This window comes from Crystallibacter permensis (genome assembly GCF_025960875.1).
Classification (GTDB): domain Bacteria; phylum Actinomycetota; class Actinomycetes; order Actinomycetales; family Micrococcaceae; genus Crystallibacter; species Crystallibacter permensis.
The window spans coordinates 1-26,342 of sequence record NZ_JAODLR010000019.1 but is presented as its reverse complement, the minus strand read 5'-3'; the positions used below and the strand labels follow the sequence as shown (position 1 = coordinate 26,342).

The 26,342-nt window shown below is 61.2% G+C and carries 23 protein-coding genes; 19 read left to right on the top strand and 4 right to left on the bottom strand.

All coding sequences use genetic code 11. The features are described from left to right. The first annotated feature begins 142 nt into the window (after positions 1-142). Both B0G38_RS18075 and B0G38_RS18070 read left to right on the top strand, forming a co-directional pair. On the top strand, positions 143-967 hold the full coding sequence (locus B0G38_RS18075) for a hypothetical protein (protein ID WP_264670710.1): 825 nt from the start codon (positions 143-145) through the stop codon (positions 965-967). Positions 968-983: 16 nt separating this feature from the next. Beyond that, on the top strand, positions 984-2,069 hold the full coding sequence (locus tag B0G38_RS18070) for a 4-hydroxy-3-methylbut-2-enyl diphosphate reductase (RefSeq protein WP_264670709.1): 1,086 nt from the start codon (positions 984-986) through the stop codon (positions 2,067-2,069). A 33-nt stretch (positions 2,070-2,102) separates the two neighbouring features. Here B0G38_RS18070 and B0G38_RS18065 read toward each other — a convergent pair whose 3' ends face one another. Then, a complete protein-coding gene (locus tag B0G38_RS18065) occupies positions 2,103-3,314 on the bottom strand; it encodes a DNA recombination protein RmuC (protein ID WP_264670708.1) in 1,212 nt (403 codons plus the stop codon). 112 nt (positions 3,315-3,426) lie between these two features. On the opposite strand from B0G38_RS18065, the gene ychF reads away from it, so the two are divergent. The 6 genes from ychF to B0G38_RS18035 all read left to right on the top strand — a co-directional run bounded on the left by ychF (position 3,427) and on the right by B0G38_RS18035 (position 10,889). Then, entirely contained in the window at positions 3,427-4,512 is a 1,086-nt protein-coding gene (gene ychF, locus B0G38_RS18060; RefSeq protein WP_264670707.1) for a redox-regulated ATPase YchF, read from the top strand. Between the two features lie 339 nt (positions 4,513-4,851). Then, complete coding sequence (locus B0G38_RS18055; RefSeq protein ID WP_264670706.1) at positions 4,852-5,376, top strand: hypothetical protein; 525 nt, start codon at positions 4,852-4,854, stop codon at positions 5,374-5,376. Between the two features lie 167 nt (positions 5,377-5,543). Continuing rightward, entirely contained in the window at positions 5,544-5,900 is a 357-nt protein-coding gene (locus B0G38_RS18050; RefSeq protein ID WP_264670705.1) for an iron chaperone, read from the top strand. Positions 5,901-6,301: 401 nt separating this feature from the next. Beyond that, positions 6,302-8,113: an ABC transporter family substrate-binding protein gene (locus tag B0G38_RS18045; RefSeq protein ID WP_264670704.1), complete on the top strand. Its 1,812-nt coding sequence runs from the start codon at positions 6,302-6,304 to the stop codon at positions 8,111-8,113. A gap of 194 nt (positions 8,114-8,307) precedes the next feature. Further along, on the top strand, positions 8,308-9,849 hold the full coding sequence (locus B0G38_RS18040; protein WP_264670703.1) for an ABC transporter permease: 1,542 nt from the start codon (positions 8,308-8,310) through the stop codon (positions 9,847-9,849). Then, positions 9,846-10,889: an ABC transporter permease gene (locus B0G38_RS18035; RefSeq protein ID WP_264670702.1), complete on the top strand. Its 1,044-nt coding sequence runs from the start codon at positions 9,846-9,848 to the stop codon at positions 10,887-10,889. The genes B0G38_RS18040 and B0G38_RS18035 overlap by 4 nt, the downstream gene beginning before the upstream one ends. Before the next feature lie 22 nt (positions 10,890-10,911). On the opposite strand, the gene B0G38_RS18030 is transcribed toward B0G38_RS18035, so the two are convergent. Continuing rightward, a complete protein-coding gene (locus B0G38_RS18030) occupies positions 10,912-11,535 on the bottom strand; it encodes a PH domain-containing protein (protein WP_264670701.1) in 624 nt (207 codons plus the stop codon). Between the two features lie 88 nt (positions 11,536-11,623). Here B0G38_RS18030 and B0G38_RS18025 point away from each other — a divergent pair, with 88 nt between their 5' ends. The 8 genes from B0G38_RS18025 to B0G38_RS17990 all read left to right on the top strand — a co-directional run bounded on the left by B0G38_RS18025 (position 11,624) and on the right by B0G38_RS17990 (position 22,341). After that, positions 11,624-13,441 (top strand): dipeptide ABC transporter ATP-binding protein, encoded by a 1,818-nt coding sequence (locus B0G38_RS18025; protein ID WP_264670753.1) that lies wholly within the window; start codon positions 11,624-11,626, stop codon positions 13,439-13,441. 106 nt (positions 13,442-13,547) lie between these two features. Continuing rightward, a complete protein-coding gene (locus B0G38_RS18020) occupies positions 13,548-14,084 on the top strand; it encodes a hypothetical protein (RefSeq protein ID WP_264670700.1) in 537 nt (178 codons plus the stop codon). 308 nt (positions 14,085-14,392) lie between these two features. Beyond that, the gene (locus tag B0G38_RS18015) at positions 14,393-16,024 is read left to right on the top strand and encodes a peptide ABC transporter substrate-binding protein (protein ID WP_264670699.1); all 1,632 of its coding nucleotides are present in this window, start codon (positions 14,393-14,395) and stop codon (positions 16,022-16,024) included. Positions 16,025-16,149: 125 nt separating this feature from the next. Next, complete coding sequence (locus B0G38_RS18010; protein WP_264670698.1) at positions 16,150-17,076, top strand: ABC transporter permease; 927 nt, start codon at positions 16,150-16,152, stop codon at positions 17,074-17,076. After that, the gene (locus tag B0G38_RS18005; protein WP_264670697.1) at positions 17,069-18,025 is read left to right on the top strand and encodes an ABC transporter permease; all 957 of its coding nucleotides are present in this window, start codon (positions 17,069-17,071) and stop codon (positions 18,023-18,025) included. Before B0G38_RS18010 ends, B0G38_RS18005 begins: the two co-directional genes overlap by 8 nt. Continuing rightward, a complete protein-coding gene (locus tag B0G38_RS18000; RefSeq protein ID WP_264670696.1) occupies positions 18,022-19,713 on the top strand; it encodes an ABC transporter ATP-binding protein in 1,692 nt (563 codons plus the stop codon). The genes B0G38_RS18005 and B0G38_RS18000 overlap by 4 nt, the downstream gene beginning before the upstream one ends. 204 nt (positions 19,714-19,917) lie before the next feature. Next, positions 19,918-21,840: a translational GTPase TypA gene (typA, locus tag B0G38_RS17995; RefSeq protein ID WP_264670695.1), complete on the top strand. Its 1,923-nt coding sequence runs from the start codon at positions 19,918-19,920 to the stop codon at positions 21,838-21,840. Positions 21,841-21,927: 87 nt separating this feature from the next. Then, a complete protein-coding gene (locus B0G38_RS17990) occupies positions 21,928-22,341 on the top strand; it encodes a hypothetical protein (protein WP_264670694.1) in 414 nt (137 codons plus the stop codon). Here B0G38_RS17990 and B0G38_RS17985 read toward each other — a convergent pair. Together B0G38_RS17985 and B0G38_RS17980 are read right to left on the bottom strand one after the other, a co-directional pair. Further along, a complete protein-coding gene (locus tag B0G38_RS17985; protein ID WP_264670693.1) occupies positions 22,338-22,832 on the bottom strand; it encodes an ArsR/SmtB family transcription factor in 495 nt (164 codons plus the stop codon). The two genes, B0G38_RS17990 and B0G38_RS17985, sit on opposite strands and share 4 nt — an antisense overlap. A gap of 73 nt (positions 22,833-22,905) precedes the next feature. Then, the gene (locus B0G38_RS17980; RefSeq protein WP_264670692.1) at positions 22,906-23,148 is read right to left on the bottom strand and encodes a putative acetyltransferase; all 243 of its coding nucleotides are present in this window, start codon (positions 23,146-23,148) and stop codon (positions 22,906-22,908) included. Positions 23,149-23,239: 91 nt separating this feature from the next. On the opposite strand from B0G38_RS17980, the gene fdxA reads away from it, so the two are divergent. From fdxA to B0G38_RS17965, 3 genes are all read left to right on the top strand, one after another. Continuing rightward, positions 23,240-23,563: a ferredoxin gene (fdxA, locus tag B0G38_RS17975; RefSeq protein ID WP_074703313.1), complete on the top strand. Its 324-nt coding sequence runs from the start codon at positions 23,240-23,242 to the stop codon at positions 23,561-23,563. A gap of 2 nt (positions 23,564-23,565) precedes the next feature. After that, complete coding sequence (gene dapC, locus B0G38_RS17970; RefSeq protein WP_264670691.1) at positions 23,566-24,693, top strand: succinyldiaminopimelate transaminase; 1,128 nt, start codon at positions 23,566-23,568, stop codon at positions 24,691-24,693. Positions 24,694-24,886: 193 nt separating this feature from the next. Further along, entirely contained in the window at positions 24,887-26,170 is a 1,284-nt protein-coding gene (locus tag B0G38_RS17965) for a citrate synthase (RefSeq protein ID WP_264670690.1), read from the top strand. The last annotated feature ends 172 nt before the right edge of the window (positions 26,171-26,342 follow it).

Here is a 26,342-nt window from a genome sequence, read left to right as displayed (position 1 = left end):
TCCCTCTCGGCGATGCTTGGCGCAGCTACAGTACAGCGATCCTTACATTCTTATCAGCTATCGCAGACATTATTGATTCTGTTCTACTTATCCCAAGAGGCATCCTGCGCCTCTCTGGAAGCCGGCGGAGAGGAGCCTGCGGATGCGTTCCGTCCTTGCCTTGATCCTTGGCCTGGTCACATTGGTGATGACAGCCGTCGCCGTGCCTGCGGCATGGACCAGCCAGAACCTGACGAACCAGCAAGGCTTCGTCGAATTGGCGGCACCCATGGGGCAGGACCCACACTTCCGCAGCGCCCTGGCAGAAGCCATCGCGGAAGAGGTGCGCAACCAAAGCCAGCTGCCGCCGGGGCTCCAGGAGCTGGTTGATCCCATCATCGCCAGGGCCGCCGGAGCCGTCACCGGACTGGAAGAGTTCCCGCAGGCATGGAATGAAGCTTTGGCGAAGTCCCATACTCTGACGCTGGAGGCAGAAGGCCCGGATGAGGGGGCCCTGCGGCTTGATATCGCTCCCATTGTTGCCTTGGCGATTCAGCGGGTAGCGGACACCTTAGGCACAGAGATCCCCGTACAAGAGGAGCTCATTGTCGATATCGGCCAGGCAGATCAGCTGCAATCGGTCGACCTTGTACAGCGTGTTGCCAACGAGTGGCGCTGGATCGCGGCAGGAGCGTTGGCCGGCCTGTTGCTGACCCTGTTGGTAGCGAGAAGGGCGTCGACTGCCCTTGCCTGGCTTGGTGTCGGCGCAGTTATTCTCGCCGTCGGATTCTGGCTGGCAGCGGAGGCGGCCCCGGACGTGGCTGCGCAGCACGATGCGGCCGGCCCTGTTGCCGATGCCTTTACCGCTCGGTTCGTCGAACTCGCGGCAACGTCTTTCCAGCCCTGGGCCGTCGTGCTCGCCGGGGCGGGATTGGCTGCCGCGGTGATTGGTGTAACAGCCCGCCAACTCTCGGGTCGAAGGGCCTAACGGCTAGCATGGAGGTATGAGTAGCACTGCTGTCTCCGTTCCGATGCCCACTATTCCGCGCAGGCGCCGCAGCCCCGAAGACATTGCCTCTGCCGCACCGGTCGAAGGCCCCCGCAAGGTCCTGCTTGCTGCCCCGCGCGGGTACTGCGCAGGCGTCGACCGCGCCGTCATCGCCGTCGAAAAGGCGCTCGAGCATTACGGCCCGCCGGTTTACGTGCGTAAGCAGATTGTGCACAACCTCCATGTAGTCAGCACGTTGGAAGAAAAGGGCGCGATCTTCGTCGAAGAGACGGACGAGGTGCCCGAGGGTGCACTGGTTATCTTCTCCGCCCACGGCGTTTCGCCTGCCGTCGTGCAGTCTGCCGACGAGCGCGGACTGCAGACAATTGACGCGACATGCCCCTTGGTGACAAAGGTGCACCGCGAGGCCGTCCGTTTCGCAAAGGACGATTTCGACATTCTCCTCATCGGACATGAGGGCCACGAGGAGGTCGAGGGAACCGCCGGAGAAGCCCCCGAGCATATCCAGATCGTCAACGGTCCGGAAGATGTCGACAAGGTTGAGGTCCGGGATCCGAACAAGGTGATCTGGCTCTCGCAGACCACGCTGAGCGTGGACGAGACCATGCTGACCGTCAACCTGCTCAAGGAACGCTTTCCGACCCTGCAGGATCCGCCCAGCGACGACATTTGCTACGCAACCTCGAACCGGCAGGCTGCGATCAAGAAGATCGCCCCGCAGGCGGAACTGGTCATCGTGGTCGGATCGGCGAATTCCTCCAACTCCGTGCGCCTGGTGGAGGTGGCTCTGGAATACGGCGCCAAGGCTTCCTACCGCGTCGACTTCGCGAACCAGGTCGATGAGTCTTGGTTTGAAGGCATTTCCACTGTGGGTGTGACCTCCGGAGCGTCCGTGCCGGAGGTCCTCGTGCGCGAAGTTCTGAGCCTGCTCGCTGACTATGGTTATGCCGATGTTGAGGAAGTGGTCACCGCAGAAGAGGACATCCTGTTCTCGCTGCCCAAGGAACTGCGCGCAACTCTCAAGGAAAAGGGCGACGTTTCACGCGGTCTCGGCGGCAGGGGCGCCCGGCCCGCACGGTAAACGTGGCGGGACGGGGCAGCTGCGTGCCTATGGCTAGGCGCTACGCTCCTGGTCGGCAATGAGCTCCGGTGCGGCCAACAGCCGTGGGGTGCTCTCCAAGGCTTGAGGGGCAGGCGCTTCCTTCAGCGAAGACGGGTCAAAGGCACTGATCTTCCGCGCTGTCGGCAGGACCCTGGACTCAAGTGTTCCGACGAAGGCGTTGTACTTTTCCACTGAACCCTTCAGGGACGAGCCCAGCTTCGTCACATGCTCACCAAGGGTGCCCAGCCGGTCGTAGAGCTGGCGGGAGAGCTCGAAAATCTCCCGGGCATTCTCGGTGAGGACTTCCTGCCGCCAGGTGAAGGCGACCGACTTCAGCGTGGCCAGCAGTGAGACGGGGGAGACCAGGGCAACGTTGCGCGAGAAGGCGTAATCCAATAGGCCCGGTTCACTGTGCAGGGCTGCTGAAAGAACGGATTCGGCGGGCAGGAAGCACAGGACGAGTTCGGGGGACGCAGCCACTCCGTCCCAGTATTTCTTGTTTGCAAGCGCGTCTACGTGTGCCTTGACCGCCTTGGCATGTGTAGTCAGCAGTCCGGCCCGCTTTTCACGTTCCTCCGCGGAGCCGAAGGACGGAAGTTCCTGGGCTTCCAGATACGCCCGCAGCGGCACTTTGGCATCCACCACGAGTGATTTGGAGCCGGGAAGATGGATCAGCATGTCAGGTCGAAGGGCACGTTCGGCCCCCACCAGATGGACCTGCTCGCTAAAGTCCACGTGCGCCAGCATGCCGGCGGCCTCCACCACCCGGCGGAGCTGGACCTCTCCCCACTGTCCGCGGGCGGAGTTGGACTGCAATGCCGCGGTCAGGGTCTGGGTGGAGCGCAGCAACTGCTCATCGTTCAGTTGTGCGGCGCGCAGCTGTTCGGCCAGCTGGCCGAATTGTTCGACGCGGTCCCGCTCGAGCACATTGACCTGCTGCTGGACCGTCTTCAGCTTTTCCCCGACAGGGACCAGGGCGCGAAGCACAGAGTTGTCCTGCTCGCTGCTGGCAGTTAGCTGCCGGTTCTGCTGGGCGAGCAATCGGCTTTCCGCCTCGGCCGCAGCCAAACGGGCCGTTGCGTTGCCAAGACGAGCACCGGCGTCGTCAATTTCTTCCGCGAGCACTGCGACCCTGCGTCGGTATGCCACCGCAGTTCCCGCAGCCCCGGCCGCTGCCCCAATAACCAGCATGAGCAATGTGAGCACAATCTGAAACGCATCCATAGCTCAACCATGCCAGCCGGCTATGACAATTTAGGCGAAGCCGGGGCGTCGTTTGCGCCACCGTTCCGGCCGAATCGCTGAGCCGGGTACCTCACCGGTATCCTTGGATACCGTGGCTCTTACTATTGGCATCGTCGGACTGCCCAACGTCGGCAAATCAACTCTCTTCAACGCACTGACCCGCAACCAGGTTCTGGCGGCGAATTATCCGTTCGCGACCATCGAGCCGAATGTCGGCGTGGTGCCCCTGCCGGATTCCCGGCTGGATCAGCTGGCCAAGATCTTTGGCTCCCAACGCACCCTGCCGGCGACCGTGTCTTTTGTCGATATCGCCGGGATTGTCCGGGGCGCCTCCGAAGGCGAAGGGCTGGGCAACCAGTTTCTTGCCAACATTCGTGAAGCCCAGGCCATCGCCCAGGTCATCCGGGTGTTCGATGACCCCGATGTGGTCCATGTTGAAGGCAAGGTGGACCCGCGCTCCGATCTGGAGACCATCAACACCGAACTGATCCTCGCGGATCTGCAGACGCTGGAAAAGGCGCTGCCCCGGGTTGAAAAGGAAGTAAAGATCAAGAAGCGCGACGCCGCCGAACTGGCCGCCATGGAGGCAGCCCGGAAGGTGCTTGAACGCGGAGATACGATCTTCTCGTCCGTCGAGAGCGACAAGCTCGACGTCGAAAACCTGCGGGAGCTGAGCCTGCTGACGGCCAAGCCCTTTATCTATGTCTTCAACGTCGATGACACTATTTTGGGCAGCGCCGAGCGCCAGGCGGAGTTACGCGAACTGATTGCTCCGGCGGACTGCGTGTTCCTTGACGCGAAGCTGGAATCGGATCTGGTGGAGCTGGAACCAGAAGAAGCCCGCGAGATGCTGGAGATGAACGGCCAGGACGAATCCGGTCTGGACCAGCTGGCAAGGGTTGGCTTCCATACGCTGGGCCTCCAGACTTACCTCACGGCCGGGCCGAAGGAAGCACGCGCCTGGACGATCAACCAGGGCGATACCGCTCCGCAGGCGGCCGGAGTCATCCACTCCGATTTTCAGCGCGGCTTCATCAAAGCTGAAGTGGTCTCCTTCGCCGATCTCGTCGACGCCGGCTCGATGGCAGAGGCTAAAGCACGCGGCAAGGTCAGGATCGAAGGCAAAGAGTACGTCATGTCCGACGGCGACGTCGTGGAATTTAGATTCAATGTATAACTCGGCCTGGCGGTGGCTCCTGCCGTAACTGCAGGAGCCACCGCCAAGCCGGGCAAACCCGCACACAGGAGTGCGGATCGATCGACCTTGGCCTCCTGAATACAGAATCTTCGACAAGGCACCCGCGTATCTGCGATATCTGCCTCGTTGAGGCTGGCCGGTCGTGTTTGGGCCGGGTATTCCCTGTACGACGTCGATGTTGCCGCCAAAACGTTTTTGCTGTGGCAGAGGGCGGTTCAGTTCCAGTTTCATATCGGACGACTGTCGGTCCGCTGCCTCGTTATCCACAGACGACAGGATATTGGCCGTGGTGGCGTACTGCTGTCTCAGAATCGTCTTATGGGAATCAGATACTACGCATACGCATTCGACAGCGATCAGACCGAGAAGGCACTCGCTGACCCACTCACGGTGATCGGCTCCGACCCGCTCGCGGACGCGTTGGGCCTTGAGCCGGGTTTCACTCACGGTGTCACAGACTTCCGGCAACCCTTGCCGGAGCGTGACTTTCTCTACCTCGACGAGGCATGGCCGCACCTGCAGTGGCTAACTGCTCGGCGCTCTTCGGGTGCTGGAGCCAGAGCGGCCTATCGGATGTTCGAAGGGCAGGTGACAAACACCGACGGTGGTTGCACATGGTGGCCGGGGGTGCGCGCACTCCCGCCTCATGAGGTCGAACCCGTCGCCCGGGACCTTGAGACGATCAGCGACCGCGACATCGAAGCGGGCCTGGGCGGGTTCTTCTCGGCCAGGCAGTCGCTGGAGTCCGAGTTGGCCTACGCGACCCAGTTCCTGTATCGAGCTAGAGACTTCGCCGACGCGGTGGCCTCGGAGGGACGTGGATTCGCCTACATGATCGGTTGATCGCGGTGCGGCAGCAACGCACGCACGTTGGGTGTGATCATGGCGGCGTACCGCACGCCGAGAATCTAGACCTCATCGCGTCGGCAAACGGAGTTTTCTCACCGCGAGGATGTGGAGGAGTTCCGCTTTACCATCTGAGTTTGTGCCGATGGTGGCAAGGTAGTCCTATGGCGATACAGCATGAGAGGGTCGACGAGTACATCGGTTCGTTCCCCGAGTCCGTCCAGCCGCGGCTTCGGGAGTTGCGAAAAATAAGCCGCGCCGGCGCTCCGATTGCCGCCGAAGGACTTAAATCGGGCAACCCGGCCTACTCGCTGGGAACAATCCTGTTCATCTTCAGCGGCCATCAAAAGCACGCGAATTTCGTCTTTACTCCGTCTACCCTGGCTGCTTTCAGCGACCGGCTCGCGGGATACAAGACCGGCAAAGGCTCGGTACAGCTTCCGTACGACGAGCCTGTACCAGCAGACGTGCTCGGCATGATGATTGCCTATCGGATCCGCGAGTACGAGAAGGACGGGTGAAGTGGATGTAGCTGCCCGTGAGGTGCTGCGGCGCCAGCAAACCAGTTAGCAGCCAATAACTAAATATCATCCCCACCAGCGGTTCCGATTCGAAACGAACGGGGCCGCTGGTTCTTTTATGCCCCGTTTTGCCGCATGTTTCCGGGGATTAACTCGTCTTATACTCGGCATGAAGAGACTGCTTCAGGAAGTTATGTGGCGCCGTCGTTTGGTTGCATCTCGATAACAACCCGTTGTGAAGCAACTTTTTTATACCCAAGAGTAGGTGTAACGGTTTACGCTCTTATGCATGTGAGGCACGCCACTCTTGCGGCAGTCTTTCGGGGGCAGCCAAATCGTGCTTCCCGGATCCCGATCGGCGAACCGGCCACACACATCACTCTGAGGAACTAGGAGGCGGAATGCGTTTCGGACGTACTTCCAAAGCAATCGGTGTTGCTGCTGTTGCGGCTATGGCACTGAGTGCCTGCGCGTCGACGGGTGGCGGAAATACCGCATCCGAAGGTGCAGGTGATACCGCGGCTACCGGTGGAACCATCAGTGTCGCTGAGACCAATGCGTTCAGTTCGTTCAACTCGGACACCGCGGCAGGCAACGTTGATATCAACGGCAAGATCGCCTATATGACCCGCGGCGGTTTTTACCACATCGATAATGAACTCAACGTAGTTCGGAATGAAGAATTCGGAACGTACGAGAAGCTTTCCGATGATCCGCTGGTCGTGAAGTACACGGTCAACGAGGGAGTCCAATGGTCCGACGGCAATGCTGTCGACGCGGCCGACCTGTTGTTGAACTGGGTCGCCGAATCCGGTTACGCCAACGATGCGACGGTCGATCCGGAAACCGGTGAAGTCACCGAAGGGACTTCCTACTTTGATTATGCAGGCGACACCAGCGGGCTGGGATTGACCGAGATCCCGGAGATCGGCGACGACGGCCGTTCAATCACCTTGACCTACTCCAAGCCGTACGCCGACTGGGAGATCGTTTTTGGAGGTCTGAATGACGGCGGTGTCGGCATGCCTGCGCATGTCATAGCCGAAAAAGCCGGTCTGGCTGACGAGCAAGCCCTTATTGATTTGATCCAAGGACTGGAACGCGGTGACGCGGCGAGCCCTGCAGATCCGAATGCCGAGTTGCAGGGAGTCGCCGATGTATATAACACCGGATTCGACACGAAGTCCCTGCCCGGTGACGAATCGCTCTACCTCTCCAGCGGACCTTTCGTGGTGGACAGCATCACGCCGGACCAGTCAATCACTCTGGTACGCAATGAGTCTTATGACTGGGGCCCAACGCCGAACGTGAACGAAATTACCGTCCGGTTCATTGGTGCCGCTCCCGACCAGGTCCAGGCTCTGGAGAACGGTGAGGTGGACATCATTGCGCCTCAGCCCTCTGCAGACACAGTCGAGCTACTCGAATCCATTGAAGGCGTCACGGTAGAAGTCGACGATCAGCTGGCTTATGACCATATCGACCTCAATTACACCGGCGTTTTCGAGGATGAAAATGTTCGGGAAGCTTTCATGAAAGCTGTTCCACGGCAGACCATCGTGGACCGCATCGTGAAGCCGCTGAAGGAAGACGCGAAACCTCTGGACTCGCAGTTCTTTGTTCCTGCCCAGGAAGCCTATGAAACGTCCGCCGCATCTAACGGCTCGGAGGCATACCAGGAAGCTGATATAGAAGCCGCCAAGGAGCTGCTCAACGGAGAGACCCCCGAAGTTCGGATCATGTACAACAAGGACAACCCGAACCGCGTGGATGCCTTCGCGCTTATCCAGGAATCTGCCGAGCAGGCAGGGTTCGAAATTGTCGACGGCGGCCTGGGTGCCTCTGACTGGGGTGCCGCCTTGGGAACCGGCACCTATGATGCATCCATCTACGGCTGGATCAACTCCGGTGTCGGCGTCAGCGGCGTACCGCAGATCTTCCGTACGGACAGCGGTTCAAACTACAACGGCTTCTCCGATCCCGAGGCCGACAAGCTGATGGACGAACTCATGGTCACCACGGACGCTGCTGCACAGGACGAGATCATCACCAAGATCGACAAGCTGGTGTGGGACTCCTTCTACGGTCTGCCGCTCTTCCAGTCGGTGGGGCTGGATGCTTACAACAGCGAACGTGTTGAAGGCGTTGTCTACCAGCCGAACCAGACGGGTGTGTTCTGGAACTTCTGGGACTGGAAAGTCAAGGGTGAGTAACTCCCTAACGTTCTAACGCGCAGGGTACTGCAAGGCGCTGGGACCATATGCAACAACGGTCCCGGCGCCTTTGCAGTCTCCTGAAACGTCCCTGACCCATTGCGGCCCTGAATCTCCCCTCTCTGATCGGAGTGCCAGCGGCGGGCAACCGGATCACGTCGTCCGGGAAGCGAAAAACGAGGTTTATACATACGATGGTGACCTATATTGTGCGGCGGCTATTCACAGCCGTACTGATTCTCCTGGGTGCCTCATTCTTGGTCTACCAATTAACGGCGCTGTCCGGCGACCCTCTTGCCGACCTTCGCACGAGTAACCAGCCGAATAAGGAAGAGCTCATCCAGCAGCGTATTGAGCTCCTGGACCTGAACGTGCCGGCACCCATACGCTATTTCCACTGGTTGGGAGGCGCGGCAAAATGCGTGGTTCCGTTCGTCGGCCAGTGCGATCTTGGATTTTCCATCACGGGACAGCCGGTGACCGAGGCGCTGGGCCGGGCCATGGGCATGACCATACTGCTGGTCAGCTCGGCTGCGATTCTAGCGGTGCTTATTGGCGTTTCGCTCGGCATTGTCACGGCACTGCGTCAGTACAGCACACTGGACTATGGCGTCACCTTTATGGCGTTCCTTTTCTTCTCACTGCCGGTCTTCTGGGTAGCAGTTCTGCTCAAGGAATACGTTGCCATCGGGTTCAACAACTTCCTGCGGGAACCTCAGATACCCCTTTCAACGATCATTATCATTAGCGTGGTGAGCGCCGTAATTTGGTTCATCTGCGCTCGTGGAACTGTGCCCGTCCGGCTCAAGGCCGCGGGTGTCGGGTTCGTGCTGGCTGGCGGGGTCCTCTGGCTGCTGTCGGCGACGTCCTGGCTCAGCTCTCCAGGGCTTGGGCTACCGGTTATCGCGGTCACGGGTGCGGGAATCGCCTTCGGCGCAACCTTATTGACTGCGGGCTTGAAGAACCGGCGGGCACTGTATTCGTCCCTGACGATGGTTGCCGTCGGCATCGTCGTGTATTTTCCCATCCAGCCGCTGCTGGCCCAGGCGACAGGCCTGATGGTTTTCCTGTTGGCCGTAGCGACTATCCTGGTGGGGCTGGGAGTCGGATACGTCATGGGCGGCTACGACAGACGCCAGAACATGAGCGCAGCCGTTATTACGTCGTTCCTGACCGCGGGGCTGGTCCTTCTGGACCGATACATGCAGGCATGGCCCGCCTACTTCAACAACAACAGAGTCAACGGCCGGCCCATCGCCACCATTGGTGCAGAGACGCCGAACCTGGAGGGGGACTTCTGGGTGCACGGCTTGGATACCTTTACCCATTTGCTCCTGCCCACCATCGCACTGCTGCTCATTTCACTGGCGTCCTACAGCCGGTATTCGCGGTCTTCGATGCTGGAAATCATGAACATGGACTACATCCGCACCGCACGGGCGAAGGGGCTCGGCGAGCGGACAGTGGTCATGCGCCACGCGTTCAGAAATGCGTTGATCCCCATTGCCACCATCGTGGCCTACGACATCGGCGGACTTATCGGCGGTGCCGTCATCACCGAACGGGTGTTCGCGTTTGCCGGCATGGGGCAACTCTTTATCCAGGCCCTGGAGCATGTTGATCCGAATCCCGTCATGGGGGTTTTCCTGGTCACGGGTATCCTGGCGCTCGTCTTCAACCTCATAGCGGACCTCGTTTACTCCGCTCTGGACCCGAGAGTGAGGGTTAAGGCATGACCACCACGAGTACTATTTCAACTAAACCTGCGGTGCCGGAAGAAAAAGCAGGACTAAGCCAAGGGCAGATTGTCCGCAAGAGGTTCATGGGCAACACCGCCGCACTGATCAGCCTGGCGCTGTTCTTGCTCATTCTCGTTCTGGCTTATTCCGCGGGCGGTTTCTTCGGCTTGCCGGGCTGGTGGAAATACACCTATAACGAGGTCAACGATCTGGCCAATGGCGGAGAGCCTACACTGCAGCTTTTCCCGTTCAGCTTGGGAGACCACCCGTTCGGCCAAGATCGGCTGGGCAGGGATACGTTCGCCCAGACGATGCGAGGCGTGCAGATTTCGGTAGCCGTCATGTTCATTATCGGCATCGTCGGTGGCGCCATCGGCGTCGTGGTTGGAGCTGTCTCTGGTTTCTTCCGCGGCAGGATCGAGGCGGTGCTCATGCGCCTCACGGATGTCGTCATCGTGATTCCACTGATCATTCTGGCGGCCGTTCTCGGGCAGCTTGCTGCGCGTTGGATTCCAGCGGGAATCCAGCCCTATTTCTTGGGCCTGTTCGTCGGACTTGTCGCCTGGACCGGTCTCGCCCGGCTGGTGCGGGCGGAATTCCTGTCCCTGCGGGAACGCGAATTCGTGGATGCGGCACGTATCGCCGGTGCCTCGAACGCCCGGATCATCTTTAAGCACATTCTGCCCAACGCCGTGGGCGTCATCATTGTCAGCGTGACGCTGAGCATGTCCGCTGCGATTCTGCTGGAAACCAGCCTGTCCTACATTGGCATGGGTGTGAAGGCACCCGATGTTTCGCTGGGCTCGCTGATCAGCCAGAATCAGGAAGCGTTTTCGACCCGCCCATGGCTCTTCTGGTGGCCCGGACTTTTCATTGTTGCCATCTGCTTGTGCATCAACTTCATCGGGGATGGACTGCGCGACGCTTTCGACCCGCGGCAGAAGAAGTTCAATGTCAGGAAAGCCGGTGCGGCGGCCGCACCGGATGGTGGTCAGCGCGCCGCGGACTCCCGGACGAAGAAGGCTTCAGATGGCTGAAGATCTTCTTCATGCACGGTGGTCAGCCGGTCAACGACAGCAGGCTGGCTACAACCAGGGCTGCTGCCGCAACAAGAACCGGCCAGTTCGGCCTTTTCGTGACGGCAGCCGTGTCCGCCTCGCCAGTAGCCACGGCGCCGGAAGCGATCAGGTCGGCCCAGCGGGAGCGGACATGGAAGGCCGCGGCACCCGAGTCGGAATTGGACAGGTCGCCGGGACGCACGGACTCGCCCGGCCCATAGGTCACCTCAGGCAGCCCGCGGACATGCCCCGGCTGTGCCCGCTGGACACCGAAGATGCCAGGCGCCGGCGCCGCCCATGCGGCGAACTTTCCCTTTGGGGTCACCAATGTCAGCGCGTATTTCGTATCAACCATGATCAGGGCATTCCACGGGACCTGTACCGTCAGCAGAGGATTGCGCAGCGCCACCCCGTCCCTGGAAACAACGACGGCGGGGTACCAGGCCAGCCACCACGCCAGGTACCCAAGGGCTACCAAAGGCACAACCTGCACGAGAGCCGGGAATCCATGCGTCACGGCCGTGGAAAGCACGCTGAACAACACAACGAGCCAGACAACACCCGTCAACCAAGCGGCACTTCTCGGCCGGAAAACAACAGGAGCGTCGGTGTCATGACTGGACATGCTTCCATCGTGTCAGGGGCATGCGCCACATCACTAATGGAACAAGCCGGCTGGGAGCAGTTGGAAGGACAAACCCGCAATGACTGAAATGATCGATCCTGCCATCCCCGTCTATACCGGAGCCCCCGCTGGCGGCGCAGAACCGCCGGTGCTGGAGGTTTCAAATCTGAGCGTCGATTTTGGTGTTGAGAAGGAGTGGGTGCCGGCCGCCATCGATCTGAACTACAAGGTCTCGGCAGGCGAGGTGCTGGCCATTGTTGGTGAGTCCGGCTCGGGCAAAAGCGCCAGCTCCATGGCGCTTCTGGGATTGCTGCCGGCCAACAGCCGCGTGCGCGGCAGCGTGAAGCTCAACGGCCGGGAGATTCTGGGACTCAACCCCAACAAGCTACGCCAGCTTCGCGGCAATGACGTGGCCGTTATTTTCCAGGAACCGATGACGGCGATGAACCCGGTGTACACCATCGGCTTTCAGATTGTGGAGACGTTGCGCCTGCACAATGCCATTTCTCCTGACGAAGCCAAAGACCGTGCCATGCGCTTGCTTGAGCTGGTCGAGCTGCCCGATCCGGAGAAAGCATTCAGATCCTATCCCCATCAGTTGTCCGGTGGACAACGGCAGCGCGCCATGATCGCGCAGTCGCTGTCATGCGATCCGAAGCTGCTGATCGCCGACGAACCGACCACCGCTCTCGACGTGACGGTCCAAGCGGAGATCCTGGACCTGATGCGCAATTTACGCAACAAGCTGGACAGCGCCATCGTTCTGATCACCCACGACATGGGTGTGGTCGCCGATCTGGCGGATCGTATCGCCGTGATGCGGCGTGGCCGGATCGTCGAAACGGGAACGGCGCAGGAGATCTTCAACGACCCACAGCATGAGTACACGCAGCAACTGCTGGCTGCCGTGCCACACCTGGGAGGCCATCATACTGGCAACGACGACATCGATGTCACCGCCGCCCTCGCTGCAGCAACGGGAATTAGCCTCCGCGAGGTTGATGAGACGGAGCTAAAGCTTAGGGAAGCTGCCAACGAGGCGGCACTGGGCATGGGTGCCCGAGAGAGAGAACATGGCGATCCGGTCCTGAAACTGACCAATGTTGCCATCGAATACCCGAAGCAGGGCAGAGTACCGGCATTCCGGGCGGTGGAGGGAGCCAACCTCGCCATTTATCCAGGCCAGGTCGTAGGCCTTGTCGGAGAATCGGGATCCGGTAAAACCACTATCGGCCGTGCCGCCGTCGGCCTTCTGCCGGTGGCCGAAGGCTCCCTGAAGGTTGTCGGTCGGGAGATAGCGGGAGCCAGCCGAAAGCAATTGCACGCACTCCGGCGTCAAGTCGGCATGGTCTTCCAGGATCCTTCTTCGTCGCTGAATCCGAGGCTCCCTATTGGAGAAAGTATTGGCGAGCCCATGTTCCTTGCCGGTGTCGCCAAAGGTGCGGCCCTGCAGCGGAACATCGAGACGCTGCTCGATCAGGTCGAGCTGCCCCGCGGCTACCGGAACCGTTATCCACACGAGCTCTCCGGTGGGCAGAAGCAGCGTGTGGGAATTGCCCGGGCCCTGTCTTTGGAACCGAAGCTGATGGTTGCGGACGAGCCGACCTCGGCGCTGGACGTCTCCGTCCAAGCGACCGTCCTGGAACTTTTCCAGAATCTGCAGCGTGAACTTGGTTTCGCCTGCCTCTTCGTCACCCACGACCTTGCAGTCATCGATGTCCTGGCTGACCGGATCTGCGTTATGCGGCACGGCAGCATCGTGGAGCAGGGCACGCGCGACCAGATACTCCGCCATCCGCAGGAGCTGTATACGCAGCGTCTGCTGGCAGCGGTACCGCTGCCGGATCCCGACAAGCAGCGTGAGCGCAGGGAGTTGCGTGCACAACTCCTGGCCGCGGCTGATTAGTCCCTTGCCCTCTCCACCATCCATAGCTCCGGGGTCCGGTCCGTGAAAGGATATTGCCCGGACCCCGGTGGTCTTTCGCTACGTGGCTGAAACGAAGGAGTAATCGATGATCCGCACCATGAACATTGAGGCGATCGAACGCGGCATCGGCAGGTCATGGACTGAAGTCGAGGAGTTTCTGGCCTCCATCGATGCTAAAGAGAAGAGCCATAAGGAGATCGCCCAAGCCCTGCAGGATGCCGGTCTGGCCACGGACTGGTGGGCTCAATCGGCCACAGTCGCTTTCGAACAGTTGATCGGGCGGCGCGTGCCGGGGCAGGACTGTGATGGCAGGTTCCAGACTTCTACGAGCAAGACAGTGTCCGGCACCATGGACGAGGTCAGGGAAAAGTGGGTCGCCCTGATCGGGGCCGCTCAGGATTTTTCCGGAGTCGGTATCAGCAGAGGTCCGGAACTCAGTGAAACCTCTAAATGGCGCTACTGGCGCTGTGGCCTGGCCGACGGTTCACGGGTGAACGTCAACATCTATGAAAAGGCCCCGGGCAAGTCAGCGCTATCCCTGCAGCACGAGAAGTTGGAAACGCCGGAGCAGTTGGATCATTGGAAGTCCTTCTGGAAGGCCACGCTAAGCCAAATCTCCTAGCAGCATTAACACGGGCATGACACGCCCGGGGACTCGCTCGGCCTTCCGATGCAAAAACGTTACATCCTGATTTTGGCTTATGCCGCCACTTTCCCGTACTGACGCGGGAGAATGGCGCTGAACGGGCTTGCCGGCCGCCTCTCCGGGGCAAATTGCAACCCAATCGAAAACCCAATACTGTTACCGAGGTCACACGTCGGGAATATCCTGATCACGACCAAGAGTCGGGGCGGACTCAGATTCAAGTTCGCACTGGCTTGCCCGGCGCAAACCGATGCCGGGCATTCCGACTGCAAAGAGGAATCGACATGCGTTTCGCGCGAACATCGAAACTGATCGGCCTGGCCGCAGCTGCGGCTTTGGCCCTGAGTGCATGCGGCGGGGGAGGTGGCACCGAAGGCGGAGAAGGCAACGCTGCTGCAGTTATCACCGCCAACAGTACGGAGCCACAGAACCCGTTGATCCCCACCAACACGAACGAGGTCGGCGGCGGCCGTGTGGTGGACCTCCTCTTCGAGGGGCTGATCAGTTACGACGCCGAGGGCAAACCGGTCAACGAGATGGCGGAGTCCATCGAGACCGAGGATTCACAGAACTACACGATCAAGCTCAAGGCCGACCAGACTTTCACGAACGGCGAGCCCGTTACTGCCAACTCCTTCGTGGATGCCTGGAACTACGGCGCCGCGGCCGAGAACGCACAGCTAGGCCAGTACTTCTTCGAGAGCATCGCCGGGTACGACGAAGTCAGCGCCGAAGGCAGCACTAAGAACGAGATGTCCGGTCTGAAGGTCGTCGACGACCTGACGTTCACTGCTGAACTTGCCCAGCCGGAATCCGACTGGCCGCTACGGCTTGGCTACACGGCCTTCTCGCCGCTTCCCGAAGTTGCCTTCGAAGACATGGAAGCCTTTGGCAACAACCCCGTGGGCAACGGCCCCTACATGCTGGCAGACGAGGGCGCCTGGCAGCACGACGTTCAGATCGCACTGACGCCCAATCCTGACTATCAAGGCACCCGAACGCCGAAGAACGGGGGCATCACCTTCAAGTTCTACTCCGGCTTCGAAGCCGCCTACCAGGATCTGTTGGCGAACAACCTCGATCTGCTCGATACGATCCCGCCGAGCTCGCTGGCGAACTTCAAGACGGACCTCGGAGAGGGCCGTTGGCTGGAGAAGGCCTACGCCGGCAACCAGACCATCACCATTCCGCAGTACCTCGATGAGTGGACCGGCGAGGCCGGCGAACTGCGCCGCAAGGCCATCTCGATGGCCATTAACCGTGACGAAATTACCGAGGTCATTTTCTCCGGCGGACGCCAGCCAGCCAAGGAATTCACGGCGCCAGTACTCGACGGATACGACGAGAGCATCCCGGGCAGCGAAGTGCTTGAATACAACCCCGAAGAGGCTAAGAAGCTCTGGGAACAGGCTGAGGAAATCGACCCCTGGGGCGACCGGACTTTCACCATCGCTTCGAATGCCGACGGCGGCCACAAGGAATGGATCGAAGCCGTCGTCAACGGCCTGAAGAACGACCTGGGCATCGACGCGCAGTTTGAACCGTACGCAACCTTCGCCGAAGTCCGCACCAAGATCACGGCCAAGGACATGACCGGAGCGTTCCGCACCGGCTGGCAGGCGGACTACCCGTCCCTGTACAACTTCCTCGGCCCGCTGTTCGGCACGGGTGCTGGTTCCAACGACGGCGAGTATTCCAGCGAAGCTTTCGATAAGAAGCTCAACGAGGGTCTGAACGCCGAAACTCCCGAAGAAGGCAACGCTATCTTCAACGAGGCGCAGGAGATTCTGCTCCAGGACCTGCCGGCGATCCCGCTCTGGTACCAGGTGCGGCAGGTGGGTTGGAGCGAGAACGTCGAGAACGTCGACACCGCCTGGAACGGTGTTCCGATCTACCACAACATCACCGGCAAGTAAGAACCATCTAACGGCTGCTCGGGGGCCGGCCATCCTTTGGCCGGCCCCCGTGCTGTGCCGGACTCGCAAAGAACAGGCATGTGAATGACTAGTCTCCTGCTGGTCCCGTCGGAAGAAGCTACACAATGACGTGGTACATCATCCGGCGGTTCCTCCAAATGATCCCCGTCTTCTTCGGGGCAACCTTCCTCGTATATTTCCTGGTATTTTCGCTGCCAGGCGACCCCATCCAGGCGCTGTTCGGCGACCGTCCGGTCAATGAAGCTGTCGCCGCACAGCTCAGAGAGCAATACAACCTGGACGAGCCGTTTCTGGTGCAGTATTTCCTCTACCTGAAGAACCTGGTCACCTTTAACCTGGGCAATGATTTTTCCGGCAGGCCCGTCGCCGAGGTGCTGGTCCAGATTTTCCCCGTAACGATCCGGCTGGCGATCCTGGCCCTGGTCTTCGAGGCCGTATTCGGCATCATCTTCGGTGTCATCGCCGGCCTGCGGAAGGGCAAAATGTTCGACGGCACCGTCCTGGTAGCCTCGTTGATCGTCATCGCCATCCCCATCTTCGTGCTGGGCTTTGTGATGCAGTTTGTTGTCGGCGTGAAACTCGGCTGGGCGAAGCCCACGGTCGGTGGCGATGCCGGTTGGCTTGACCTGATCCTTCCGGCGATCGTGCTCGGACTGGTGTCCTTTGCCTATGTGCTGCGCCTAACGCGTACGTCGATTATCGAAAACATGCATGCCGACTACGTGCGCACCGCGACGGCCAAGGGCCTGAGCCGGCAGCGCGTCGTCGTCGTACATATCCTGCGGAACTCGATGATTCCCGTGGTCACCTTCCTTGGAGCGGATCTGGGCGCCCTCATGGGTGGCGCGATCGTGACGGAAGGCATTTTCAATGTGCCCGGTGTCGGCCAGCGGCTCTACCAGTCCGTGCTCCGGGGCGAAGGGCCGACGATTGTCTCCATTGTCAGCGTGCTGGTGATGGTTTACATCCTGGCCAATCTGTTGGTCGATGTTCTGTACGCCTGGCTTGATCCGAGGATTCGTTATGCCTGAGAAACCCACTGAAAAGATCGAACACTACGTCGCTCCGCTGGATGAGACTCCGCTCCAGGCCACGGACAACCTGGCGGAAGACGTACAGCCGCTGAGCCTCTGGGCGGAGGCCTGGCGGAATCTACGCAAGCAACCCCTGTTCATCATTTCCACCCTTTTGATTGTCCTGATCGTCTTCGTGGCCCTCTTCCCGGGCGTCTTCACCCAGACGCCGCCCAACCAGAACTGCCTGCTGGCGAATTCCGACGGCGATCCGGCACCCGGGCACCCGCTGGGTTTCACACTGCAGGGCTGTGACGTTTTTTCCCGGATCATCTACGGTACGCAGGCGTCCCTCACAGTGGGCATCTTCGCCACCTTGGGGACACTGATCATCGGTGGAACCCTTGGTGCGATCGCGGGCTTCTACGGCGGCTGGCTCGACGCGGTGATTGCGCGTCTGGGCGACGTATTCTTCGCCCTGCCGCTGATTCTTGGCGCCATCATCATCATGCAGCTGCCATTCTTCCGGGAAAACCGCAACGTCTGGACAGTGGTCATCACGCTGACGGTGTTCGGGTGGCCCCAGGTTGCCCGGATCACCCGCGGCGCGGTCCTTTCCGTGCGAAACGCGGACTTCGTGACCGCGGCCAGATCATTGGGCGTGTCCCGGCCGGCCGCGCTGGTGCGCCATGTCATTCCGAACTCGCTGGCGCCGGTCATCGTTGTGGCCACCGTTAACCTCGGCATCTTCATCGTCGCCGAGGCAACGCTGTCCTTCCTCGGTATCGGGCTGCCGCCGGACGTGATGAGCTGGGGTAATGACATCTCCTCGGCTCAGATTTCCCTACGCTCGAATCCCTCCACCCTGCTGTGGCCCGCCGCCGCACTCTCCGTGACCGTCCTGAGCTTCATCATGCTTGGGGACGCTCTGCGGGATGCCCTGGACCCGAAGGCCAGAAAACGATGACAGTAATCAACGAAGTCAATAGCAACGAACCCCTGCTGGAAGTCCGGGACCTGGCCATCAGTTTCGCCACGTCCACCGGTGAGGTGCAGGCGGTTAAGGACGCCCACCTGACAGTGATGCCGGGTGAGACGGTAGCCATCGTGGGGGAGTCCGGATCCGGAAAGTCCACTACGGCGCTGGCCGCCATCGGGCTGCTGCCCGGCAACGGCAGGGTCAGCGGCGGCCGGATTACCTTCGCCGGCGAAGACCTGACGGGGGCCAGCAGCAAGCGCATTGTTGAGCTGCGGGGCAGTTCCATCGGTATGGTCCCGCAGGATCCCATGTCCAACCTGAATCCAGTGTGGAAGATCGGTTACCAGGTACGGGAGACGCTGAAGGCCAACGGTCTCCCCGCCGGGCCTTCCGACGTCGCCAAGGTGCTGGCCGAAGCGGGGCTGCCGGACGCCGAACGGCGGGCCAGGCAATTCCCGCATGAGTTCTCCGGCGGCATGCGCCAGCGCGCGCTGATCGCGATCGGGCTGTCCTGCCGCCCGCGGCTGCTGATTGCCGATGAACCGACGTCGGCCTTGGACGTTACCGTGCAGCGGCAGATCCTGGACCATCTGGAAACCATGACAGCGGAGCTGGGCACGGCGGTGCTGCTGATTACCCACGACCTGGGACTGGCGGCAGAACGCGCACGGAAAGTCGTGGTCATGTACAAGGGCCGCGTCGTGGAGTCCGGCCCCGCCCAGGCGATTCTGACCAATCCGCGCCACCCGTACACCAAGCGGTTGGTGGAGGCGGCGCCGTCGCTCGCTTCCCGCCGGATCCAGTCGGCCAAGGCTGCCGGAATCGAGACCGTGGAGCTGCTCGCGCCGGCAGAGGCATCCGCGGAAACAGCTGACAACGTTATCGAGGTCAGCAACTTGACCAAGGTGTTCAAGTTGCGGGGAGGGTTCGGCAAAACCACCGACTTCAAGGCAGTGGATGACGTGTCCTTCGCGATCAAACGCGGAACCACCACTGCCGTGGTGGGGGAGTCCGGCTCGGGTAAATCCACGGTCGCCAGGATGGTGCTGAACCTCGAGGACCCGACGAGCGGGAAAATCCGGTTCGACGGCGTCGATATGGGTTCCCTCAAGGGAAAGGAACTGCTGGCTTTCCGCCGTCGGGTCCAGCCGATCTTCCAAGACCCGTACGGCTCGCTGGATCCGATGTACAACATTTTCCGCACCATCGAGGAACCGCTGCGCGTACACAACATCGGCGACAAAAAGAGCCGCGAAGCCAAAGTGCGCAACCTGCTGGACCAGGTTGCCCTGCCCGCCTCGGTCATGCGGCGCTTCCCGAACGAGCTTTCGGGAGGCCAGCGGCAACGAATTGCCATCGCCCGTGCTTTGGCGCTCGATCCCGAAGTGGTGATCTGCGACGAAGCGGTATCGGCCCTGGACGTGCTGGTGCAGGACCAGATCCTGAACCTGCTGGCAGACCTGCAGCACGAACTGGGACTGAGCTATCTGTTCATCACCCACGACCTGGCAGTGGTGCGGCAGATTGCGGATCATGTCTGTGTCATGGAGAAGGGCCGGGTGGTCGAAGCCGGCACGACGGACGCCGTCTTTGACGAACCTGAGCAGGAATACACCCGCGCCCTGTTGGCTGCTATCCCGGGATCGAGTCTGGAATTGCCTCCCCAGGTAGCCTGACGCGGATTCCACCTACGTAGCAGGCGTAGCAGGCAGGATCGGGGTCGTGGAGCAGAATCCGCGGCCCCGATCCGGCGTGCCCGGAAAATCTGCATTAGGTGAGGATTTGCCTATGCCGCTAGAATATACATGCCCCCTTTTGAGGGCACACGGCTGCGCATTTCGCCGTCCCTTTAGTTCTCCACCTGAATTGAGCATTCTCGCATGTCTGAAACCAACACGTCGACGCAGAGCGCCGTCCGCAGCGACCTTCGTAACGTCGCTATCGTTGCCCACGTTGACCACGGTAAGACCACTCTGGTGGACGCCATGCTGAAGCAGACCGGGGCATTCTCAAGCCATGGCGATGTCGAAGAGCGCGTCATGGACTCCGGCGACCTGGAGCGCGAAAAGGGTATTACCATTCTGGCGAAGAACACCACCGTGTTCTATTCCGGTCCCTCCGCCAAGGGTGAAAATGTCACCATCAACGTCATCGACACTCCCGGCCACGCCGACTTTGGTGGCGAGGTTGAGCGCGGCCTGTCCATGGTCGACGGTGTAGTGCTGCTGGTTGATGCTTCCGAGGGCCCGCTGCCGCAGACCCGCTTCGTGTTGCGCAAGGCACTGGCTGCCAAGCTGCCCGTCGTGCTGCTGGTCAACAAGACCGACCGCCCGGATGCCCGCATTGACGACGTCGTCGCCGAATCGATGGATCTGCTGCTCGGCCTCGCCTCGGACCTCTCCGACGAAGTTCCGGACCTGGACCTGGACGCCGTGCTGAACGTGCCGGTGGTCTATGCCTCCGGAAAGCTCGGACGCGCCTCGCTCGAGCAGCCCGCGGACGGCACCGCTCCCGACAATGAAGACCTGGAGCCGCTCTTCGCGACCATCATGGAGCACATCCCGGCACCTACCTACAATCCGGCCGGTGTACTGCAGGCACACGTGACCAACCTGGATGCTTCCCCGTTCCTGGGCCGCTTGGCCCTGCTGCGCATCTACAACGGCACGCTGAAGAAGGGCCAGACGGTTGCCTGGGCCCGCCAGAACGGCGAGCTGAGGAACGTGCGCATTTCCGAACTGCTGGCGACCAAGGGCTTGACCCGCGTTCCGGCCGAAGAAGCCGGGCCGGGCGAAATTGTCGCCGTCGCCGGCATCGAGGAAATCACCATCGGTGAGACCCTGACGGACGCCGAGAACCCGCAGCCGCTGCCGATGATCACCGTCGATGACCCGGCCATCTCCATGACCATCGGTATCAACACTTCCCCGCTGGCCGGCAAGGTCAAGGGCGCCAAGGTCACCGCGCGCCAGGTCAAGGACCGTCTGGACAAGGAACTGATCGGCAACGTGTCGCTCAAGGTCCTGCCGACCGAGCGTCCTGATTCCTGGGAGGTCCAGGGCCGCGGCGAGCTGGCGCTGGCCATCCTGGTGGAGCAGATGCGCCGCGAGGGCTTCGAGCTCACCGTAGGCAAGCCGCAGGTGGTTACGAAGACCATCGACGGCAAGATCCATGAGCCTATGGAGCACATGACCATTGACGTGCCCGAAGAGTACCTCGGCGCCGTCACCCAGTTGATGGCCGCCCGCAAGGGCCGCATGGTCAACATGGCCAACCACGGCACCGGTTGGTGCCGGATGGAATTCATCGTTCCCGCCCGCGGCCTGATCGGGTTCCGCACCCGGTTCCTGACCGAGACCCGCGGCGCCGGCATCGCCGCGTCCATCTCCGAAGGTTACGAGCCGTGGGCTGGCCCGATCGAATACCGCACCAACGGGTCCATGGTTGCAGACCGTGCCGGCGTCGTGACGCCGTTCGCCATGATCAACCTGCAGGAACGCGGTTCCTTCTTCGTTCCGCCGACCTCGGAGGTCTACGAGGGCATGATCGTGGGCGAGAACTCCCGCGCCGACGACATGGACGTGAACATCACCAAGGAAAAGAAGCTCACCAACATGCGTGCCGCTTCCTCAGACAGCTTCGAGAACCTGACCCCGCCGCGGATCCTCACCCTGGAGGAGTCCCTCGAATTCGCCCGCGAGGACGAATGTGTCGAGGTCACCCCTGAATCCATCAGGATCCGCAAGCTGATTCTTGACTCCAACGAACGGGCCAAGGCAAGCCGCGCCCGCGCCAAGGCCTAAACTGGTCCTATGACTGAGCAGAGGCAACCCACGGACTATGGAAGTGGGTTGCCTCCGGCGTTTAAATCCCCAGATGCCCAAGGCCCGGTGTCAAGAGTACGACGCCGGCAACATCCGTTGGCAGGGTGGGGCACCGCCGTCGTTGGTGGCGTTATCGCCGCCGCGCTGGGCACCAATCTCCACGGCCAGATTGCCTACGCGGGGGACCAGGCTTACCCGTGGGGAGCGGTCCTGGCGCTGGTTTTCGCTTTCGCGGTGATGGTCTGGGTTGGCATGCGGGCGAACAATGTCCTGGCCACGGGCCTGACCGGCATGGTGACCTACCTGCTGGTGGGCATCATGGCCACCAGTGTCTTCGGCGATCCGCTCATCGTTACCGAGACTACGGCCGAGATTCAGTTGGGCATCGAACTCGCCGGAAAGATCTGGATGATCGGGCTGGCGGTCGCCGTCGTGCTGGCCATCATGGCCGCCGCCTGGGCGCTCAAGCCGCGGCGCTAGTTGGCTGTGCGGTCCACGTGGTGGGCGAGGAAGATCGACGTCGCGGTGCCGTCCTCATCCGCCGGCCGGCGGGCATACTCTTCCAGCACGGCGCGGATCTTGTCCATCATTTCCTTGCGGTTGGCATCATTGAGCTTGATGCCCATCCTGGTGGTTTCAATCTCGTCCGGGGCGAGCCCGTCGATCTCCTGCAGGAACGTCTCGACCAGGACGGGTGCGGCGTCGGGCATTTTGGCGCCCCAGGACATCCGGGTGGCCCGATAAGGAACTTCCTTGGCCCCGCGGTTGCCCTTGCGCGGTTCTTCAGCCTCGAGGAACCCGGTGTTGAGCAGGGTGCGCACGTGGTGCAGCGAGGTGGCCGGATTCATTTCCAGCAGTTCCGCGATCTCCTTATTGGTCCGCGAGCGGTGCAGGCAGAGTCGCAGTATGCGGAGGCGGACAGGGGAGCTGAGCGCGCGTCCGGTAGCTTGAAGGTCCTGGTCCGTTGGCATGTTTCCAGCATACGTGAGGCAGCGCCGATGATTGATGTTTCTCAATCACAAGTATGGACTTCGGGCGTAACAGCTAGGGGGCCGGGTGGCGAGGTGCTCTCGGCGCCGGGGGAGGAGGCACTTCCTTCGCGGCCTCGACCCGGTCCAGCGGGACCACCACGTCGCCGCGTCGCGTGCGGACCGTGCACTCGGTGGCGTCGAGGCTGATCAGGTAGCCGAGCGCGTCCGTGACACCGTCGTCAATGCGGTAGCGTACCACTACCCGGGTCCCGGGCGCGGCTCCTCGCAGGAAGTCCAATGGCGTAGCCGATCTCACCCCTTCATAGTACGTGTGACATCGGCCGCTGTTAGATAATGGACCAAGCGATACCCTTGGTGGTAGCTGACAACGAAAGGTGCTCAAGGACGTGACGTATGTAATCGCACAGCCGTGCGTGGATGTCAAAGACAAGGCGTGCATTGAAGAATGCCCGGTGGACTGCATCTACGAAGGCGAGCGTTCTCTCTACATTCACCCCGACGAGTGTGTGGACTGCGGCGCTTGTGAACCCGTGTGTCCGGTCGAGGCCATTTATTACGAAGATGACACCCCCGAGCAGTGGGCCGAGTACTACAAGGCCAACGTGGAGTTCTTCGACGATCTCGGCTCCCCGGGCGGTGCCGCCAAGATCGGCAACACGCACAAGGACCACCCGATCATCGCCGTGCTTCCTCCCCAGAACCAAGAGTAGGCATGGAAGGTTTTGGTCTGCGCCTGCCCGAGTACCCGTGGAACGCGATGCAGCCTTATCTCGAAAAGGCCTCGCTTCATCCGGACGGGGCAGTTGATCTCTCTATCGGTACGCCGGTAGATCCCACGCCGGCCGTGGTGCAAGAGGCGCTGAGGGCGGCTTCTGACGCGCCGGGGTACCCCACGACGCACGGTACACCGGCGCTGCGTGAAGCCATCGCGGACTGGTTTGCCAGCCGTCGCAACGTTTCCGGTCTGGATCCAGCGGCCATCATGCCCACCGTTGGCTCCAAGGAACTGGTGGCGTGGCTGCCGCTGCTGCTGGGCCTGGGAAAGAACGACGTCGTTGTGCGGCCTGTAGTGGCCTACCCGACTTACGACATCGGTGCGCTGCTGACAGGCGCTACCCCTGTTGCCGCAGACAATCTGGATGACCTTGAGCCCGACGTCCGCCGGCGGGTCAAACTTGTCTGGGTGAACTCGCCCGGCAACCCCACCGGCATCGTCCGGAACCGCGAATCGCTCCGGGAGATCGTGGACCAGGCACGCGCTCTCGGCGCGGTCGTCGCGTCGGACGAATGCTACGCCGAACTGGGCTGGGGCCAGTGGGACCCGGCACGCGGCGGGGAAACCGTTCCCAGCGTGCTGGATCCGCAGGTGGCCCAGGGCAGCCATGAGGGACTTTTAAGCATCTACTCGCTCAGCAAGCAGTCGAACCTGGCCGGCTACCGGGCAGCGTTCGTTGCCGGCGATCCGGTACTGATGCCAAACCTGATCAACAGCCGCAAGCATGCCGGCATGATCGTCCCGTTTCCCATCCAGGAAGCGATGCGCAGCGCGCTGGCGGACAATGGCCACGTACAGGCGCAGAAAGATCTGTACCGCGGCCGCCGCGAACGCTTGCTGCCGGCGCTGCAGAAATTCGGCATCGAGATCCAGCATTCGGAGGCCGGGCTGTATCTCTGGGGAACCGCGGGCGAAGATACCTGGACCACGGTGGACCGTCTTGCCCAGCTTGGCGTCGTCGTCGGGCCCGGCGTCTTCTATGGTGAACAGGGCAAGGGCTTCATCCGGGTTGCGTTGACGGGAAGTGATGAACGGGTCGACGCCGCCGTCGAGCGGCTGAGCTGATCCGAAGTGACTAGCGCCGTCAGGCAAGCACAAATCCGGGCCTCTGTTGCCTGCGTTAGTGACCAAAAAGTGACCGTACGATTAGTTATCCCGGGCACTATGCGGGTAGCGTTTTACCCGAGTATGCATACGTTCGGCGCCCCGATACCGCCGTGTGTGCGCTAGTTTCCATACACCTCCTGAAGGGGACTCAATGACTGAGCAATCCGGTGCTACCCTGCATTACGATGGCGGCGAACTCGACCTCCCGCGGCTCAAAGCGGCCGAAGGCAATGACGGCTACGACGTTTCGAAGCTGCTGAAGCAGACCGGTGCCGTCACCTTTGACCCCGGTTTCATGAACACCGCGGCCACCACTTCGGCGATCACCTACATTGACGGCGATGCCGGCATCCTGCGCTACCGCGGTTACCCCATTGACCAGCTGGCCGAGAACTCGAGCTTCCTCGAGGTTTCCTACCTGCTGATCTACGGCAATCTGCCCACCCCTTCCGAACTGGAAAACTTCGACCAGCGCATCCGCCGCCACACCCTGCTGCACGAAGAGCTCAAGGGCTTCTTCGGCGGCTTCCCGCGTGACGCGCACCCGATGCCGGTGCTCTCCTCGGCCGTTTCCGCGCTGTCCACGTTCTACCAGGACTCCTTGGATCCGTTCGACGACGAGCAGGTGGAACTGTCCACCATCCGCCTGATGGCGAAGATGCCGGTTATCGCGGCCTACGCGCACAAAAAGTCCATCGGCCAGGCGCTGCTGTACCCGGACAACTCCATGAATCTCGTGGAGAACTTCATGCGGCTAAGCTTCGGGCTCCCGGCCGAGCCGTATGAAGTGGACCCCACCATGGCCAAGGCGCTCGATCTGCTGCTGATCCTGCACGCGGACCACGAGCAGAATTGCTCGACCTCCACGGTACGTCTGGTGGGCAGCTCGAACGCGAACATGTTCGCCTCCGTCTCCGCCGGCATCAACGCCCTCTTCGGCCCGCTCCACGGCGGCGCCAACGAGGCCGTCCTCAACATGCTGCGCCAGATCCAGTCCTCCGACATGCAGCCCGAGGACTTCATGGAGAAGGTCAAGAACAAGGAAGCCGGCGTTCGGCTGATGGGCTTCGGTCACCGGGTGTACAAGAACTACGACCCGCGCGCCAGGATCGTGAAGGCAACCGCCCACGAGATCCTCAGCAAGCTCGGCGGCAACGACGAGCTGCTGGACATCGCCATGCGGCTGGAAGAAAAGGCCCTGGCCGATGACTACTTCATCGAGCGCAAGCTGTACCCGAACGTGGACTTCTACACTGGCCTGATCTACAAGGCCATGGGCTTCCCGGAGAAGATGTTCACGGTCCTGTTTGCCATCGGCCGCCTGCCGGGCTGGATTGCACAGTGGCGCGAAATGATGAAGGACCCGCAGACCAAGATCGGCCGTCCGCGCCAGCTCTACACGGGCGAGGGCGAGCGCCAGTACCCCATGCGCTAACGGGCAGTTGCGCCAAGGGCCAGGGCTTCGGTTTTTCCGGGGCCCTGGCCCTTTAACGCTTGTACGATGGCTTAATGCTTAGCCTTGATCCACCGATGAGTTTCGGGTCGTCTTCGGCGTTTTAAACACGAAATGTCCGTCGTTTCAGGGAAAATTTGACTTACCACAGAAC